The sequence below is a fragment of the Bacillus sp. ISL-7 genome (assembly GCF_018613065.1).
This window is the reverse complement of record NZ_JAGGQW010000047.1, coordinates 156,218-173,435: the sequence shown is the minus strand read 5'-3', so window position 1 is coordinate 173,435 and position 17,218 is coordinate 156,218. Positions and strand designations below refer to the sequence as shown.

General features: G+C 38.1%; 15 protein-coding genes. 1 reads left to right on the top strand and 14 read right to left on the bottom strand.

Annotated elements, in window-relative coordinates; genetic code table 11:
* Positions 1 to 346: 346 nt before the first annotated feature.
* From iolI to J7E66_RS19835, 5 genes are all read right to left on the bottom strand, one after another.
* Positions 347 to 1,201 carry a 2-keto-myo-inositol isomerase gene (gene iolI, locus J7E66_RS19855; protein WP_215003004.1) on the bottom strand — a complete coding sequence of 285 codons (855 nt, stop codon included), beginning with the start codon at positions 1,199 to 1,201 and terminating at the stop codon, positions 347 to 349.
* A gap of 70 nt (positions 1,202 to 1,271) precedes the next feature.
* Positions 1,272 to 2,306, bottom strand: coding sequence for a bifunctional inositol 2-dehydrogenase/D-chiro-inositol 1-dehydrogenase (gene iolG / locus J7E66_RS19850; protein ID WP_215003002.1), 1,035 nt, complete (start codon positions 2,304 to 2,306; stop codon positions 1,272 to 1,274).
* Positions 2,307 to 2,404: 98 nt separating this feature from the next.
* Complete coding sequence (locus tag J7E66_RS19845) at positions 2,405 to 3,832, bottom strand: sugar porter family MFS transporter (protein WP_215003000.1); 1,428 nt, start codon at positions 3,830 to 3,832, stop codon at positions 2,405 to 2,407.
* A gap of 29 nt (positions 3,833 to 3,861) precedes the next feature.
* Positions 3,862 to 4,776 carry a myo-inosose-2 dehydratase gene (gene iolE, locus J7E66_RS19840; protein ID WP_215002999.1) on the bottom strand — a complete coding sequence of 305 codons (915 nt, stop codon included), beginning with the start codon at positions 4,774 to 4,776 and terminating at the stop codon, positions 3,862 to 3,864.
* A gap of 319 nt (positions 4,777 to 5,095) precedes the next feature.
* Positions 5,096 to 5,962, bottom strand: coding sequence for a helix-turn-helix domain-containing protein (locus J7E66_RS19835; RefSeq protein WP_215002997.1), 867 nt, complete (start codon positions 5,960 to 5,962; stop codon positions 5,096 to 5,098).
* 332 nt (positions 5,963 to 6,294) lie between these two features.
* Here J7E66_RS19835 and J7E66_RS32335 point away from each other — a divergent pair, with 332 nt between their 5' ends.
* Positions 6,295 to 6,417 carry a hypothetical protein gene (locus J7E66_RS32335; protein WP_285289235.1) on the top strand — a complete coding sequence of 41 codons (123 nt, stop codon included), beginning with the start codon at positions 6,295 to 6,297 and terminating at the stop codon, positions 6,415 to 6,417.
* 93 nt (positions 6,418 to 6,510) lie between these two features.
* On the opposite strand, the gene J7E66_RS19830 is transcribed toward J7E66_RS32335, so the two are convergent.
* From J7E66_RS19830 to J7E66_RS19790, 9 genes are all read right to left on the bottom strand, one after another.
* On the bottom strand, positions 6,511 to 7,896 hold the full coding sequence (locus tag J7E66_RS19830; RefSeq protein ID WP_251033024.1) for a sugar porter family MFS transporter: 1,386 nt from the start codon (positions 7,894 to 7,896) through the stop codon (positions 6,511 to 6,513).
* Positions 7,897 to 8,142: 246 nt separating this feature from the next.
* Positions 8,143 to 9,342, bottom strand: a complete 1,200-nt coding sequence (locus tag J7E66_RS19825) for a Gfo/Idh/MocA family protein (RefSeq protein ID WP_215002993.1) — start codon at positions 9,340 to 9,342, stop codon at positions 8,143 to 8,145.
* A gap of 57 nt (positions 9,343 to 9,399) precedes the next feature.
* Entirely contained in the window at positions 9,400 to 10,341 is a 942-nt protein-coding gene (locus tag J7E66_RS19820) for a sugar phosphate isomerase/epimerase family protein (protein WP_215002990.1), read from the bottom strand.
* Between the two features lie 319 nt (positions 10,342 to 10,660).
* A complete protein-coding gene (locus J7E66_RS19815) occupies positions 10,661 to 11,569 on the bottom strand; it encodes an AraC family transcriptional regulator (protein WP_215002989.1) in 909 nt (302 codons plus the stop codon).
* Between the two features lie 231 nt (positions 11,570 to 11,800).
* Complete coding sequence (iolE, locus tag J7E66_RS19810; protein ID WP_215002987.1) at positions 11,801 to 12,697, bottom strand: myo-inosose-2 dehydratase; 897 nt, start codon at positions 12,695 to 12,697, stop codon at positions 11,801 to 11,803.
* Between the two features lie 155 nt (positions 12,698 to 12,852).
* The gene (iolG, locus tag J7E66_RS19805) at positions 12,853 to 13,872 is read right to left on the bottom strand and encodes an inositol 2-dehydrogenase (RefSeq protein WP_215002985.1); all 1,020 of its coding nucleotides are present in this window, start codon (positions 13,870 to 13,872) and stop codon (positions 12,853 to 12,855) included.
* Positions 13,873 to 13,947: 75 nt separating this feature from the next.
* On the bottom strand, positions 13,948 to 14,955 hold the full coding sequence (locus J7E66_RS19800) for a LacI family DNA-binding transcriptional regulator (RefSeq protein ID WP_215002983.1): 1,008 nt from the start codon (positions 14,953 to 14,955) through the stop codon (positions 13,948 to 13,950).
* 156 nt (positions 14,956 to 15,111) lie between these two features.
* A complete protein-coding gene (locus tag J7E66_RS19795; RefSeq protein WP_215002981.1) occupies positions 15,112 to 16,110 on the bottom strand; it encodes a sugar ABC transporter substrate-binding protein in 999 nt (332 codons plus the stop codon).
* 91 nt (positions 16,111 to 16,201) lie between these two features.
* A complete protein-coding gene (locus J7E66_RS19790) occupies positions 16,202 to 17,218 on the bottom strand; it encodes an ABC transporter permease (RefSeq protein WP_215002978.1) in 1,017 nt (338 codons plus the stop codon).

The window sequence follows — 17,218 nt, the reverse complement described above, 5'->3', positions numbered from 1 at the left end:
GGGTTCTTCTCCAATTCTTTCATCTGATATTCCGTAAATAAATTCTTACTCATGTAAATCCTCCGTCCACAATAATTCTTTTATTATAAACGGGTTTTCTGTGTGAGGACATAGAAAAACCCGAATAAGGGGCACTTTTTAATTAGTGTCCAATATTCGGGTTATAGTTCACAGAATGAAAAGGGCTGTTTTCTAATCCATCACTATATAAATATATAGTTATATCATTACCAATATATACCTATAACACTGACCTCATTTATTAATATATATGGTATGGGGTGCAGTACACACTTTTACGTGTCGAGCTACTACAATCTACAATTTAAAACTTTTGCTTGTTCAGTTATCCAACTGCAATGGTATCAAATTCAAAATACTTTGAAGCTACTTTTACTGTTGTTTCTTTAGCAACCTTAATGGCTTCCTCTGCGTCTAATTGATAATATTCCGGACGAAATAATTCTACAGACGCAACATCTGAAAAACCAATTTCCTTCAATGTTGATAAAATGCCATCTAAATCAATTGCACCTAATCCAGGCCATACTCGATCCTCATCTGTTAAGAATCCAATTGGGAAATCTTCTGTATCATCCATGTGTAAGATAAAGATTTTCGAGCCGTCTGCGTTCTTCAGGTCTTCCATTTTTGATCCCATTGCATGGAAGTGGAAACAATCAAGAACTAATCCGACATTCTCACGATTAACTGTTTCAACAATGTCGTAAGCCTGCCCAAAAGTATTGACCGTACATTGCGGATGTCCAACAAATTCTACGGCTATTTTAATGCCATAAGGCTGAGCAATATCAGACAGCTCTTTAAGGACTTCTACACAACTGTTTTTAATATCCTGTTTCAGAATTTTTTGTTCAGTAACCAATGGCACTGCTACCACATACTGAACACCAATTTTTTTGCCTATTTTCATCATTTTTTTGAATTCATCAATGATGGCCCTATAGCCTGCTACATCACGATTATTGAAAAATACTAGAGCATTAAATGCAAGCGGCTTGATATGATGAGTTTGAAAATATTCTACAAGATCTTCAATAGAATGATCTTTTAGATATTCTGGTAACTTGTCCATGGTACGGATTTCGATAGAATCATAGCCATGTTTTTCACAGTATTCCAAATCCTTGGCAAGATTAGAATTTTCGAGTGTAGTAGCTTGGTTAAAACATAATTTCATCGGTATCATCTCCATAGCGATATAGTTAATTTAGAATCAAGTGATCTACTTATCATTTTCGTTAAAAAAATTACGCTTTTTGAAGCTGCTTTTCACTATAAAATGTCGGTTTTTCTTTAAGGGTAATGGCTTCTTTTTCACCTGTTTGCTGGGCTTTTACACATGCATCAGATGTTACTGCCGCAATATAGCCATCCCATGCTGTTGGTCCTTGTGGCTCGCCTTTTTTTGTAATAGAATCAATAAAGTCCTGAATTTCAACATTGTAAGCATCCATAAAGCGGTATTTCCAATCATTTAAAATGCTTGTGCTTAATTTTTCATCTTTTCTCATGACAACACTGGAGAATTCAGGTAATTTTACAATTCCATCTTCACCAATCACCTCACATTGAATGTCATAGCCATATTTGCAATTCACAAATACTTCCACACTCATGACAATTCCACTGTTCGTTTCAATCGTAAATAATTGTGGATCCTGCAGTTTATCATGTGAATATTTTGTTTTCCTTGGAAAAACAACTTGAACAGATTTATAGTCATCATTTACTAGCCAGTGCAGCGCATCGATTTCGTGGATTAAGGTATCTGTTACAGCCATATCAGTTGTATAGTTTTCACCAACTATTGGATTACGGTGTGCAGCACGAATCATTAATGGCGCACCAATTTCCTTGTTGGCAATCACTTGTTTTAATTGAACGTATCCGCTATCATAACGACGCATGAAACCGACCTGAACTAATTTCTTGCCCTGCTTCATTTCTGCTTCGACAATTCTCATACAGCCGGCAGCCGTGGTTGCTAATGGTTTTTCACAAAAAACATATTTACCAGCTTCAACTGCAGCGACAACCGTTGCTTCATGTGCAGGACCCCAGCTAGTTACAAGGACAACATCCACATTCTCATCAGCAATTAATGCTTTATCGTCTGGATAAATAACTGCATTTAATTGGTAGGTTTCAACCGTTTGTTTTGCAGATTCTTGATTAACATCTGTAACGGCTACAATTTTTCCACCGGATAATTTATTGGTAATTCGATCAATATGTTCTCTTCCAATTGCACCTGTTCCTACTACTCCAAATCTTAAAGTCATGTTGATACTCTCCTTTATGTTTATGAATTTAATGTGGTACACCTAGACAACGCTTTCATTTTTTAGTTAATTCACAATTCAATCATTGTTTTATAAGATTATTGATTGGAAGCTTGTTTGTGACTTTCTTGTCCATAGTTACGGAAATAACTTTCTAACTGCTCAAGTGACTTTCCTCTTGTCTCTGGCAAGATTTTATTCACAAATATAATGGCGGCAATTCCACACACAGCGAAAATAAAGAAGGTTATCGATAAGCCTACCGCACTTAGTAATATTGGAAAAAATAGACCAACAAGGAAGTTTGTAATCCATAAGCAGAATACCGTAACACCCATTCCAAGTCCGCGTAATTTTAACGGGAAGATTTCCGATAACATTAGCCAGGTTACCGGGGAAATAGCTCCCTGTTGGAATGCAAGGAAGGTAACAGTCAAGCTAAGAACGACAAACGGAAGTGCTGGTGACCCTTTAAGTACTAACGAGAATACCCCAATTAAGGCAAGAGCTGCCGTTGTCCCCGTCAATCCAGCAATAAGCATCGGACGTCGACCGATTTTTCCTAAAAGCCAGATACCGACAAAAGTTGCTAATACTGAGATGACACCATTAGCAATATTACCGATTAGAGCTGCATTGGTTGAAAAACCTGATTTTTGAAGAATTTGAGTACCATAATACATAATGGAATTAACACCTGTTATTTGTTGCACAATCGCAATACCAATTCCAATCCCGATAATCCGGCGGACCCACGGTACATTTAAATCCCCAAATGTTGCATGCTGAACCCCTGACTCTTGAGAAATATTATTTTTAATCTCATCAAGTTCCGATTCGGCACGGTTTGCTTCCCGTATTTCTTTAAGGACTCTTAGTGCATCCCCCAGTTTTCCTTTTGAAGCGAGCCAGCGCGGGCTCTCTGGAACCGCTAACATTCCAAACCATAAGACCACAGCCGGAAGTGACGCAATCACTAACATGTAACGCCAAACATGTGAAGCTCCTTCACCAAGCGTATTTCCAAGGATGGCATTAAATACAAACGCTAACAATTGACCGGAAACAATCATTAATTCGTTCTGAGTCACCATCCTTCCCCGTTTCTCGGCCGGAGACATTTCCGCTAAAAAGGATGGCACCATAACAGATGCAGCACCTACGGCTAAACCCAGCAAGAATCGGAAGACAATCATAACACCAGCAGACGGTGAAAGCGTACATCCAATTGCTGCAATAAAGAATAGTAAAGCGAGATTTAAAATCATTTTACGGCGGCCAAAACGGTCCGATAAACGCCCTCCAAATACGGATCCAAGCGCAGCTCCAAAAAGTAATGAGCTTGTAACGAGACCTTCCGTTGCCGGTGTCAGGTTTAACTGGTCAGGTTCTGCCATAAAAGGTAATGCTCCGTTAATCACACCAGTGTCATATCCAAAAAGAAGTCCCCCAAATGTGGATATAACCGTAATCTTTTTTAAAGCTTTTTCGTAATCACGTGGTTTTTCTATCGCCTGATTACTCATATTCTCCCTCCCCAGGGTTCGTTTTTTTATTAAGCTTTAATCAATGAACCATTTTCTAACGGAATTAATTCTTCATTAATATAGTTACGGGCTTTCAAGGCATACTCCAACGGATGTGCAACTGAGGGGTCTTGTTCTGCTTCAATGACAATCCAGCCTGAATAATTCGTTCGGAGAAGCTTCTTGTATACTTCTGTAAAATCAATGCAGCCGTCCCCAGGAACGGTAAACATTCCTGCCAAAAAGGATTGTAAGAAGGACTTTCCTTCTTTTTCACATTGTTCTTTTACTACTTGACGGACATCTTTAAAATGAACGTGATGGATGCGATTGATATGTTTATTTAATAGAGTCATATAATCAGTATCTGATACATAGATATGGCCGGTATCATAGAGCAAATGAACGTGATTAGAATCAGTGTTTTCCATTAGACGGTCAATCTCCGCTAATGTTTGTACGCCCGTCCCCATATGATGGTGAAAAACTAGCTTCAAATCATATTCTTCAGCAATTTTTCCTAATTCATTTAGTCCCCGGCATAACTGATCCCATTCTTTATCTGTGAAATATGGTTTTTCTTTGAAAACATTTTTATCTGTACCTTGAATACTATAGGTTTGTTCTGATACGACAGCAACAGCTGCATTAACCGCTTTCAAATACTCACAATGTTTATGGAAAGTTTTAGAGGCTTCTTCCACACCGTCTCGAATAATAAAACTGCTAAACCATTGTCCTGCAATTTTTAATTTTCGAAGTTGAAGCTCTTTGTTCAATACTTTAGGTTCTGGAAAAAAGCCGCCAACTTCTGTTCCCTCAAAGCCTGCTACTACAATATCACTTAGTAAGTGGGACAATGTATTCTCTGCCCCAATTTCAGGGATGTCATCATTGCGCCATCCAATTGGAGCAATCCCCCATGAAAATTTATTATTTCCCATTGTATAACCTTCTTCCTTATAAAAAGTAGGACTGTTTAACCGGTTGTTTTATGAATAGCGTAAAAACCAGAAAAAATATTTCCTCCCTTACATTAGTGGATTTCACTCCAATGATCGTCTGCAGACAAGAGTGTTCAGTCATCAGGTAACCAAGAGGTATTGATTAGTTCCTATTTTATAGATTAAGAGGAAGCGATGTATTATATAAAATTGCTATCAAATTATCATTTCTTGCTAAAATCTTATTAAATAACTAAAAGATCATCAAAATTTAACAAAAAGATACCCAAACAAAAGGGTATCTTTTAAAAATATGTAATTAAAAACAAAGTTTTCGAAACTTTCCAGGAGTTATGCCTTCAGTAGATTGGGAGAACACTTTAATAAAATGGCCAATACTATTAAAACCGCAGTCCATGCTTATTTGCTCGATTGAAAGATTGGTTTCCACTAATTGATTCTTAGCTTGGATCAATCTGTAATTTAGTACATATTGGTGAGGACTGGTTCCTATATACTTTTTAAACGTTCGACAAAAATGATATGTACTTAAATTGGATATTTCACTCAACTGATCGACGGAAATTTTAGATGAGTAATTCTCACTTATATAAGTCAGTACAGCTTGAATTTCGGTTGGTACTGCTTTTGCAACGTTTGTATCTCTGTTTTCAAACGTATTACGGGTACTTTCTACTAAATTACCAAGCAGTTCATAAATTTCTAAAGATATCTTAAAGTCTATTTCCCTGTTTGACGCTATAAGGGATAAAATATTCGGGATATTATTTTTTTCTGAAGGCAGTTTAAAAACACATCCCTTTCTTTTATATAACTCATTATAGATATCCTGTATGTGGTTTCCTGTAAAATGAATAAATTGGAAGGTCGTTTCTTCAGGCACATAATAGTTATTCTTTTCTTTACAATCTAAAAGAACAATTTCATCCTTTGAGGCTACAAATGATTGACCTAGATAGTGGAAATGCATCGAACCTTTTTCTATATAAAAAATGATAAAGGAATTCATGTAATCACGCTTAATGCTGTAAGGGACATCTACTATATATTCTCCGCCCCATAGGACATAATTATATAATTCTTTCGTTAAAGCGGAAGGTTCATAGAAATATAATCCCTTTTTTGACTTGATGCCCGGTTCTACCTTTGGAATATAGAAATTCATCTTTTCACCTCTCACTAATAGTAAATACTAATTAACATTATTAAATATAGTATATTTTAAACTAACTCAAAAGGTAATGGTCTATTTTTTGGGAACTATTCGAACATTTTATACAATAGCACGGTTAGTATTCTCTGAACACCATGTACGAGCGTTAATTATTGAACATGTAAAAAAAGAGAAATATTGAGAATAATTCATATTTACACGCTTTCATTATGAATGTTAACGTTTTTTTAATACATGTTTTCGTTTTCATCATGATTGCTAAAGGGACTCACGAGGTACAATATTAAATTAAACTCTAAACTACTTCCCAGGGGGAAATCATGATGAAAAGAATAATTGAATTCATTAAACATACAATGCCATCTTTTAAAAATTCAATGGATCAATATGGAGAAGCACGAATCATTTTTTATGAAAGTATGTGTGCTTTAAGCAAAAAAAAGTAAGGTAATTTATTAATAATCTGATTTAACAAGACCTATAAAAAAAATCGCGGAGTAGTCCTTTAGACCATCTCCGCGATTAATTATTATATATTTCTATGCTCTCATTTTAAAGTTATCCTCTATTTGTTCTAACGATAGCCCTCTTGTCTCTGGCAAGTTTTTCGCTACAAACACTACCCCAATGAATCCAAACACAGCAAATAAGAAAAATGTTCCTGAAAGTCCGACAACCTTCAAAAGTGTAGGGAAAAATAGACCTACGATAAAATTACAAAGCCATAAGAACAATGTAGCAATTCCCATACCCACACCACGTAAACGAGCAGGGAAAATTTCCGCAATAATGAGCCAGCCTAGAGGACCAATTGCTCCTTGGAAAAAGGCTAAATATAGGACTGTCAAAGATAAAACGACCAATGGCAGGGCAGGTGTTCCTGCAAGCGCGAAAGTAGAAATCCCGATTGAAATAAGAACAACTGTTACACCCGTTAAACCTGTAAGCAGCATGGTCCGTCTATTAACTTTATGCATGAGGGACATACCGACTATAACAGCAACAACGGCGATTAATCCATTTGCCACATTTGCAATCAAAGCTGTTTTTGTTCCAAAACCAGCATTTTCTAGAATTTGTGTTCCATAATACATGATCGAATTTATACCAACTAATTGGGATACTCCCCCAATTATAGCCCCTAGTAAGATAATACGTTTGATCCAAGGTACCTTTAAATCCTTTAGCGTCACTTTGTCTATTTTTTGCTCTGCTTGGAACTGTGCTTTTATTTCGTTTAATTCTTGTTGGGCTATTCCCTCATTCCGAATCATTTGAAGCACTTTTAGTGCATCAGCCATTCTTCCTTTGGATGCTAGCCACCTAGGACTCTCTGGTAAAATAACCACGCCAATCCATAGAGCCACAGCCGGTAATGTGGCAACCACTAACATGTAACGCCAAACATGTCCTGTATCTCCAAAGGAATTTCCGATAACTGCATTGCATATATAAGCTAGAAATTGCCCAGTTACAATCATCAATTCATTTCGAGTAACCATCATGCCCCGTCGGTCCGATGGAGACATTTCCGCTAGATAGGATGGTATGATCACTGAAGAACCCCCAACAGCAAGCCCCAGCAAAAAGCGGAAAATAATCATGATGGATGCATTTGGTGCGATAACGCAGCCTAATGTTGAAAATAAAAATAAAATGGCAAGATACATGATGAGACTTCTACGCCCTTTTTTATCAGATAACCGGCCTCCCACTAATGAACCCATGGCAGCACCTAAAATTAATGAACTCGCTACTAACCCTTCTGTAAAAGCATTAAGATTTAATTGGTCAGGTTTAGCCATAAATGGAAGTGCTCCATTAATTACTCCTGTATCATATCCAAATAATAGCCCCCCAAATGTTGATACAGTCGTAATTAATTTCAAAAACTTTTTTGGGTTCTTTTTCTGGACATGTTCCAGTTGAACTGGATTCTCTGAAACGTTGAGATTTTGCAAGGTACATTTCCCCTTTGTCTAATTGTTTATAACCAATTTCTTCTGCCAAATTCCTTGATTAAGTCAGAGTGAAATCATAGACTCCCATAAAGATCCTTGCTAATAGATTGATTTAAAACGCTTTCATTTTGCTCATGAGGTAAAAGAATCTTTAATCTAACCGAGGAACAATCTATGGTAATTGCCCCCCGGCCTTTATAATTTCTTTTTTTACACTAGCTGTGGTTTTTTGCTCTTATATTCTACCCAAACGGATCCATTGTCTGCGGAGCGAACGCAGTTTTCAATCCAGCGTATCCCTTCAATACCAGCATTAATATCCGGGTATACCAGATTTTTCAATGTTTCCTCATCACCGCGATTTTTTGCATCAATGGCAATCGCAAATTTCAGATAAATATTTGCCCAAGATTCGGTTAACCCTTCTTGATGCAATGCTCCCAAACGCTCATCAGCATTACATGTTTCATCCAAGTAAGGCATTGCACGAATTAAGGTTTGAATAGGTTCTCCTTGAACTTCAAACTTCAGTTCATTTGGTTTGCTATCCCACCATTCTAGGCTGGCTTTAGATCCGACAATGCGAATTCTATGGCCGTCCATACATCCTGCATTGATAGAAGATGTCCATAGTCTTCCTACTGCTCCGTTTTCATATTGCATAAGAACAAAAGCATTATCCTCTAGAGGGTAACGGCTTCCAACAAAGCTCTGCCTATCACATAATAATTTTTTAATTTTCATATGCGGCATAATCAACTCGGACATATAATAAGTGTGAGTTGAGAGATCTCCTAAAACAAAGCTTGGCCCGGCAACCTTAGGATCCACACGCCATTTTTGGGCAGCATTTGTTTTATCCCCTTGTTCGGTTGCACTAAAGCCATGTGTGTACTGTAAATCAACCACACGAATATCACCGATCTTACCTTGTTCAATCATTGCTCGCATTTGAAGCAGCAACTGATTCCCAGAAAAACCATAAGTGACTCCGATAATTTTTCCTTGTTTCTCTGCTAAAGCTTTAATTTCCTCACCCTCTGCAACGGTAAAAAACAATGGTTTTTCACAAATGACATGCATTCCAGCTTCTAATGCCGCCTTACAAATTTCATAATGAGTCCCGTTAGGAGTGGCAATGGAAACAACCTCAATACCATTCTCCCTTTCCGCTTCTTCTGCAAACATCGTTTTATAATCAGAGTAACAACGGTTTTTATCTACCCCAATATTTACACCAAAGTCCTTTCCTCTTTCGGCATCAATATCAAATGCACCTGCTACTAATTGAAAAGCGGTATTATCTCTAAGTGCACCAATACGGTGTTTATAACCAACCTGACCAGTTCTTCCTCCTCCAACCATAGCCCAACGTAGTGGTCTTGCGATTTTTTTCTCTCCATTTAACATTGTAAAACTCCTCTCAATTAAATAATTTTTGTTATTTTTTCAGAAATTTCTGTAAAATTAAAAGCTAAGTGTTTGTTTTAACGCATCTATCGACGTTCTGATTCCTGCCTCAACAGACATGGTCAGATCTTCCATTTCTAGTGAAACTTCTTCGTTATATCCCATCATGCGAACAACAGAGAAGAATTCTTTCCACCATTGCAAATCTTGACCACAGCCGACAGCTACATAATTCCAGGCTCTATTTGCTGTATCAGTAACCTCTTTTGTTTCCAATACACCATTAACAGCTGATAAATGTCTTTCAATTCTTACATCTTTACCATGAACATGGTGAATCGCTGCTCCCAGTTCTCTGGCTGACAAAATTGGATCTGCACCCATCCAGATTAAATGGCTTGGGTCTAAATTCAAACCAACCATTGGTCCAACTGCATTCCGTAATCTAAATAATGTTTCCGGATTATAAACTAACATGGAACTGAAATTTTCAAGGGCGATTTTTTCGACACCGCATGATTCAGCCTTTTTCACTAACTCTTTCCAATAGGGAATTGCTACTTCATTCCATTGATAATCTAAAATATCTTTTAATACTGGGGGCCAGCTTACTGTATATGTAATCCAGTTGGGGATTTTATCCTCAGGGCTTCCTGCTGGCAGACCACTCATCATAATGACCTTCTTAACACCAAGTAAATCGGCTAATTCCATTGTTTTTTCTGTTATTTCTCTATGCTCTTTACCAAGTTCACCTGGATCTAAAGGATTCCCGGAACAATTCAGTGCGCAAAGTTTAATATTCCGCTTCTCTAATTCACCTAAAAATTCACTTCTTTTTGCTTCACTTTCCAACAATTCATTTAAACGTAAATGTGGAGCCGGTGACCATCCTCCTGTTGTCATCTCAATTGTATCAATACCCATTTCAGCCACCGTATCCAACATTTTTTCAAACGGCAAGTGGCCTAAGCTATCTGTTACATATGATAATTTCATAGAATTCTTTCCTCCTTGTTTTGATCGCTGTGTATTTATGAATCCCTTATTGCATAAAAGTGTTTGGTTTTTACATTTAAGGACATCTTACAAATCTACTTGTTTTTGGAGAATTCGCTTTCATTTTTCCATGTCTGTATTTTCCAATGAATCACCTTCTATTATCTTGTCATGACCTTGTTTACATAGCTAATTATATAAAAAGAATTCAGAATAGTAATTAAATTATAGAGACAAGTTTTTATACTTTAAGGACATCTTCCTTTAAATGATTAAATTTTAATCGTAAAAAAACACCCCCAATATAATAATGGAGGTGTCAGCTATACGAATATGTAGTTGTATTTTGGTCTACAAACAGAGAGCGAAACTTTCCTGGTGATATTTGCATCATGGAAGTAAAAACACGGGTAAAATATTGAACATTCATAAAACCCGTTTCCTCAGCAATTTCTTTTAACGACAAATTTGATTTTTTGAGTAAAATCATGGCTTTTTTTATTCGTTCGTCTTGAACGTACTTTGAAAAACTTACTCCTAATTCAGATACAAAAATACGAGACAAATGTCTTCCGGATATATGTAAATGTTTAGCTACTTCAGTAAGCTTCAAGGAATTTGATAAATTGTCATTAATATATAATTGCGCCTGCGTAAGGAGTACGGAATGCTGCTCAGGATCATGTTTATGATTACTCTTATTCAAAGCAGGAACAAAATCCTGCAATATGGAGAGAATAAGAGAATAAGCAATATTTGAAAGCATTTCTTCAAAAAACTCATTTTGGCGCTTTGTTGCCTGGATAAGCAGTGATTTCCATAATAATGCTGTTTCCATATCATCTTTATCATGTAAAATGACTTCGGTGCATTGTTTGGCAGTCTCCATGATTCTGATCCAGTATTCACTCGATTCTGATTCAATTAGATCAAAAGCAACATATAATAAAGACAAACCCTTCTCACTTTTTATTTGATGTAAAATTTCAGGTCTCGATAAAAAAAGTGTATTCTCTTGAAGAGTAAAGGTATTTTGGTCGTCTATGTAAGTCCCTTCCCCCTCAACTACATAACACACTTCGAAAAAAGAATGTTTATGTAATTGATTGTCATAATGTTTCGGCATGACTCCCCAATAATGAATTTGAAAAGAGGCGCCATTTTGGTTTAAACGATGAACATAATCATTCAAAGAAGTTTTCCCAGATAGATATTTATTTAAATCCAACATAAGCACCTCTTCTCAAAGTGACGTAAACGCTTTACATGATATTTAATTAAAACTGGATAGCCTCTAGGACTATCCAACTTATCTTAGTTATTAAATTTTTATAGTCTATTCATCTCTTCATTATTTCGTTTTGTCTTGTACACTTATTTAATGGTTCAAATACATTCTAGACGCCAGCGTTACTTTTTTCAACAGATTGTTGGACAAACAAACTCATTTCTGTACAATTTACAACCCGGCTGTTTCCCTGATGTACTTTCTTGCTTTCACTGCATACTCAAATGGATTGGCAATTGCCGGATCTTGTTCGGCCTCGACTACAAACCATCCTTTATAGTCTGCTTCGCTTAGTACCTCAAATACTGGTTTGAAATCAATGACGCCGTCTCCTGGTACGGTGAAAACCCCTGCTTTTACAGCCTGCAAAAAGCTCATTTTTTCACTATGTACTCTTTCCAAAATTTCCATACGGACATCCTTTAAGTGAACGTGATGGATTCGATCAACGTATTTTTTTAACACTGCCAGGTGATCTTCGCCAGAGAATACAAGATGGCCTGTATCGTAAAGTAGGGATACTTTTTCAGGGTCGGTCCCTTCCATTAAGCGGTCAATTTCTATTGTGCTTTGCACACCTGTCCCCATGTGGTGGTGGTAGACGATTTTCATGCCTTTTTCGGCCGCCAGGTCGCCAAGGCGAGTCAGCCCTTCCGATAGGAGCTTCCATTCTTCTTCAGTATTTACAGGTTTATTTGCAAATAGCGGTGTTTCCATTTGGCCCTGGATGCTGTTGCCTTGTTCTGAGACCACAATTACTTTTGCACCCATTTCATGAAGAAAATCACGGTGTACTATAAAAGCTTTTGCGGTTACTTCAAATGGCTTTGATGTTAAAAAGGAACTAAACCAAGCACTTGCAATCTCTAATCCTCTTAAAGAAAGTGCCTTATTTAAAACCTCTGTGTCTCGCGGATACTTGTTTCCCACTTCACTTCCCGAAAAACCGGAAAGCGCCATTTCGCTTATGCATTGCTCGAAGGTAACTTCGCTGCCGAGTTCTGGCATATCATCGTTCGTCCAGCCGATTGGGGCAATTGCCAATTTTACTTGATTTGCGTTAAACATTGTCTTATCCTCCATCATTCATTGTCCTGTGTTTTGCAATAATGGCCTATTCGTCTCATTCCCTTGTAATTTAATACAAACCTCCTAACTGCATCAGATCAAACGGATGGCTTCTCTACTATTAGGAGGTTCGTAGTATCATTTCTACATTTCTATTAAATTACTGGAACTGCCTGATTTAATTGAACTGGGGCACCCTTTTCAAGCGATTCTTTTGCTGCTTTCGCGATTCTTTGCGCTTGTAAGCCATCAAAGCCTGTGCAGGCAACTTCTTTCTTTTCAAGAATAGATCGAGTAAATTCTACTACTTCATCAATATAGGCCTGATTGTAACGCTCAAGGAAAAAGTAAAGCGGCTTATCTAGCGTAACAGCCTCTGCTGTTGATACTTCAACAGTTGTAGGACGATTGTTTTCAGCTTGTGCTGCCCCTTTTTCACCGAAAACTTCAAGGCGCTGATCATATCCGTACACTGCCTGACGGCTGTTATCAATTACTCCCAGTGCGCCATTGTCAAATTTCAATGTAACGATAGCGGTATCAATATCGCCAACTTCACCGATTGCCGGATCCACAAGCACTGCTCCGGCAGCAGAAACCTCGATAACTTCACTGCCCATTACATAGCGTGCCATATCAAAATCGTGGATCATCATATCCATAAACAATCCGCCGGAAGCTTTCACATAATCAACACCTGGCGGCTGCGGATCACGTGAAGTAATTCGTAAAATATGCGGTTGACCAATTTGACCATCTTTTACAAGTGTTTGAATTCTCCGGAAATTCGGATCATAGCGGCGGTTAAAACCAATTTGCAGCTTTACTCCTGCTTTTTCAACCACAGCTAATGCTTCTTCTGTTTCTTCTACGGAAAAACTTACTGGCTTTTCACAGAAGATGTCTTTGCCAGCAAGTGCTGCTTCTTTAATGATTGTTGCGTGAGTATTGGTTGGTGAACAAATGAAAACTGCTTGGATGTCCGGATCTTCGAGCAATTCATGGTAATCGTTTGTCAGTACTTCAATTTGTTTTTCCTTCCCCCATGCCTCTAGATGATCAATTACAACATCTGAAACACTTTTAATACGAATTTGTGGTATCTTTCTTAAATTATCTACATGTAATTTTCCAATACGGCCTGCTCCAATTATTCCTACTGTTAATGATGTCATTGTGATTCCTCCGATTAATGTTGGTTAAGCGCTTACTCTTACTCTATACCCACGCCGAAAAGTCGATCGGCGTCATTAAAGATTTTTTAAGTTTCGTACAGATTTACGTTCGACCAACTTAGGTGAAAGCATAATTCGCTGCTGCGGGATCCTTGGGTCTTTTATTAGCTTTAAAAGCTGATCCATCGCAAATTTTGCCAACTCCTGCTTTGGCTGTGCAATCGTCGTTAAGCCGGGTTCGGTTAATTCCGCGTAAATCGAATCATCAAAGCCAACTATTGATAGATCATTTGGTATGCGGATATGTGCTTTTAGTGCTTCCTTGATCAAAATTGCCGCAATTAAATCGGTTGAAGCAAACACTGCTGTCGGCCTATTCTCCAATTGCAATATCTTCCTTGCTGCAGCTTTTGCGTCGTCTATTTTAGACATGGCATTCAAAGTCCATTCATCCTTTAAGACAACCCCTTCATCAGCCAGGGATTTTTTAAAGCCTTCAAGACGCATTCTGCCGCTGGCTCGGTTTTGCTCTGCGATTATAGCAATTTCTCTATGCCCCATATCAAGGAGGTACCTTCCTGCCATATATCCTCCCCGTACATCATCTGTTGTTACAATATGTGATGAAAAACGGAGGCTGTCAACAGAAAACATTAAATGCGGTATATCCCTCTTTTGAAGACTTTTATAGGCCTTCCAATCTTCAGGCTCTGTCGCAATAATAATCCCGTCAACCTGCTTTTTTTGTAATAATTCTAAATAATCATGTTCGCGTTCAATCTGGTAATCTGTACTGCACAAAATAATGGAATAGCCCATTTCCCTAGCGTTGTTTTCCAACGCTCGGGCAACTTCGGCAAAAAAGGCATTTGAAATATCAGGAACAAGAACACCGATTGTAAAGGTTTGCTTACCTGTTAAAGCCGCAGCAACACTGCTTGGCTGATATTCAAGCTCCCGCATTATTTTCAGAACTTTATTTCTCGTTTCTTCACTGATACGGCCTGTATCGTTAATTACCTTGGAAACGGTCGCAATCGAGACCCCTGCCTTTTCAGCTACATCATAGATCGTAGGCTTCATTTTCTTCCAAACTCCCTTTAAAAATCCTTATACTGGTATTATTTTACCACAAAGGATTACCAGGGGATGCAATGCTATGTTGGAATCTCTTTTATAAAACAAATTTCCCGTCTTATCTTAAAACTTTCACAAACATTTTGGAAATCCTATTATCCATTAATTACCTACATATTGTTTAATCTTAGAAAGTGACTCATCCACATTTTCTTTAGTAATCATATTAGCACCGGAATCAATTCGTTTGTCAACTGACTGTCCATGAATTGCTTTAACCGCTGCATCTACCGCCATATAACCAATCTTATAAGGATCCTGGGCTACCTCAGCATCCAGCCCGCCTGCTTTGATCGAATTTAATCCTTCTGATGTTCCATCGAAACCAACAACCATTACTTTGCTGTTTTTCGATTGAACAGCACGTAATGCACCTAATGCCATATCCTCGCTTGTTACGAATACTGCTTTAATTTTAGGATTTGATTGAAGAATATTTTGCATTACATTCATCGCTTTCGCTCTGTCACTATCAGCAGGTTGAATCGTCACGACTTTAATACCAGCGGCTTTCAGGGCTTTTTCTGCTCCATTAGTCCGGTCATCGTGGGTTTTATCACCTAAAGCTCCACGAATGATGGCTACCTTATCTCCTTTATGAAGTTTATTGGCCATGTATTTACCACCTTCTTGACCGGCCACTAAATTTCCTGTTCCTACGAAACTAACTTTTTCAGAATAGTTTGCATCTGTATCTGCCAAAATGACAGGAATCTTATTTCTATTGGCCTGTTTAAGAACATTAAGTACGGTAGCCGGTTGGCTAGGAGCGACAACCAAAGCATTCACATTATTGGTAATTTGATCTTGAATCAGAGTAACTTGTTTTTGTACATCCGTTTCAGAACTAGGTCCCATTACATCTACGGTAACTCCATCTTTTTTACCCGCATCCATTGCACCACGCTGAACCAGCTTCCAATATTCACTATTTAAAGCTTTAAGAACAACAGAGACCTTTACCTCTTCATTTGAAGCAGACTTATTAGAACCAGAAGCAGTCTTGCTTGCCCCTGGAGAAGCCGAATTGCTGCATCCCCCCATTACTAATCCAGCCCCTAATACACTAATCATTAAAATTCCGCTAAGTTTTTTCATCATTTCTGCCCCCTTAAAATGTAAGTTTAAGAAATCGAATTCTCCGAGCATTATTCTTTGATGATATTTTTTGAATCAACTTTTTCACACAGAACTAGTTTTTCTTACTTTTGCGTTGACGAAGAACGTCAACATACACTGCCGCAATGATAACGAATCCGATTACCGCCAGTTGAGCATCTGCGGAAACGTTAAGAAGATTAAGGCCGTTTTGAAGAACAGCAATTACTAGCGCCCCGATTAATGTACCTGAAACTGTACCAACCCCGCCGAAAAAGCTGGCGCCACCAATAATAACAGCTGCAATGGCATTCGTTTCATAGTTTAGTCCTGCAAGAGGGAATGCCGAGTTAACTTGCCCTACCATTACTAATCCCGCAAGTCCCGCCATCAAACCGCTAAGTGAATAAACGATCATCAGCACTCGGTCCACATTTATTCCAGACAGACGGGCGGCTTCCTTATTGCCTCCGATTGCATAAATATAGCGGCCTGTCTTTGACCTTGTAAGGAAAATATGAAACAGTACATAAACAACAATGACAAGAAGAAAGCTCACCGGAATGGGACCAACAAATTGATTTCCGGCAAATTGGATGGCAGCCGGGAAACCGGCAATCGGTGCGGCTGCAGTTACAATAAGAGCAATTCCGCGGCCGATGAATTGTGTACCAAGTGTAGAGATAAACGGATGCGGTAAATGCAGCTTCGTTAATAACGCTCCGTTTACCCAGCCTAATAAAGTCCCTGCACCAAGACAAACGATGATACCAATAAATGGGTTCATTTGCAGGTTAACGGTAACGATCCCCATTAACATGATTGATACTGCAAGAATAGCACCCACTGATAAGTCAATTCCTGCTGTTAAGATTGCTAAAAGCATCCCAAGCCCCATTAACGCATTAATGGATGATTGACTGGCAATATTCATAAGGTTATTTACGGTAAAAAACTTATCTGATAGGCAGGTAAGGATGACAACCAAGATGACAAGAGCTAATAGAGGTCCCAGCTTACCAATTATTTTCTTTAAAGTGATCTTTTCTTTTGGATCTGTGTTCACCGAAAGATTCTTTTCTGATTCTGTCACTAATTGAACTTGACTCAT

Coding starts and splice junctions, on each gene's coding strand:
- J7E66_RS32335 (WP_285289235.1), top strand. CDS start 6,295: ATGAAAAGAATAATTGAATTCATTAAACATACAATGCCATCTTTTAAA.
- iolI (WP_215003004.1), bottom strand. CDS start 1,201: ATGAAATTATGTTTTAACCAAGCTACTACACTCGAAAATTCTAATCTT.
- J7E66_RS19820 (WP_215002990.1), bottom strand. CDS start 10,341: ATGAAATTATCATATGTAACAGATAGCTTAGGCCACTTGCCGTTTGAA.
- iolE (WP_215002999.1), bottom strand. CDS start 4,776: ATGGGAAATAATAAATTTTCATGGGGGATTGCTCCAATTGGATGGCGC.
- iolE (WP_215002987.1), bottom strand. CDS start 12,697: ATGTTTAACGCAAATCAAGTAAAATTGGCAATTGCCCCAATCGGCTGG.
- J7E66_RS19845 (WP_215003000.1), bottom strand. CDS start 3,832: ATGAGTAATCAGGCGATAGAAAAACCACGTGATTACGAAAAAGCTTTA.
- J7E66_RS19795 (WP_215002981.1), bottom strand. CDS start 16,110: ATGATGAAAAAACTTAGCGGAATTTTAATGATTAGTGTATTAGGGGCT.
- J7E66_RS19835 (WP_215002997.1), bottom strand. CDS start 5,962: ATGAATTTCTATATTCCAAAGGTAGAACCGGGCATCAAGTCAAAAAAG.
- J7E66_RS19790 (WP_215002978.1), bottom strand. CDS start 17,218: ATGAGTCAAGTTCAATTAGTGACAGAATCAGAAAAGAATCTTTCGGTG.
- iolG (WP_215003002.1), bottom strand. CDS start 2,306: ATGACTTTAAGATTTGGAGTAGTAGGAACAGGTGCAATTGGAAGAGAA.
- iolG (WP_215002985.1), bottom strand. CDS start 13,872: ATGACATCATTAACAGTAGGAATAATTGGAGCAGGCCGTATTGGAAAA.
- J7E66_RS19825 (WP_215002993.1), bottom strand. CDS start 9,342: ATGTTAAATGGAGAGAAAAAAATCGCAAGACCACTACGTTGGGCTATG.
- J7E66_RS19800 (WP_215002983.1), bottom strand. CDS start 14,955: ATGAAGCCTACGATCTATGATGTAGCTGAAAAGGCAGGGGTCTCGATT.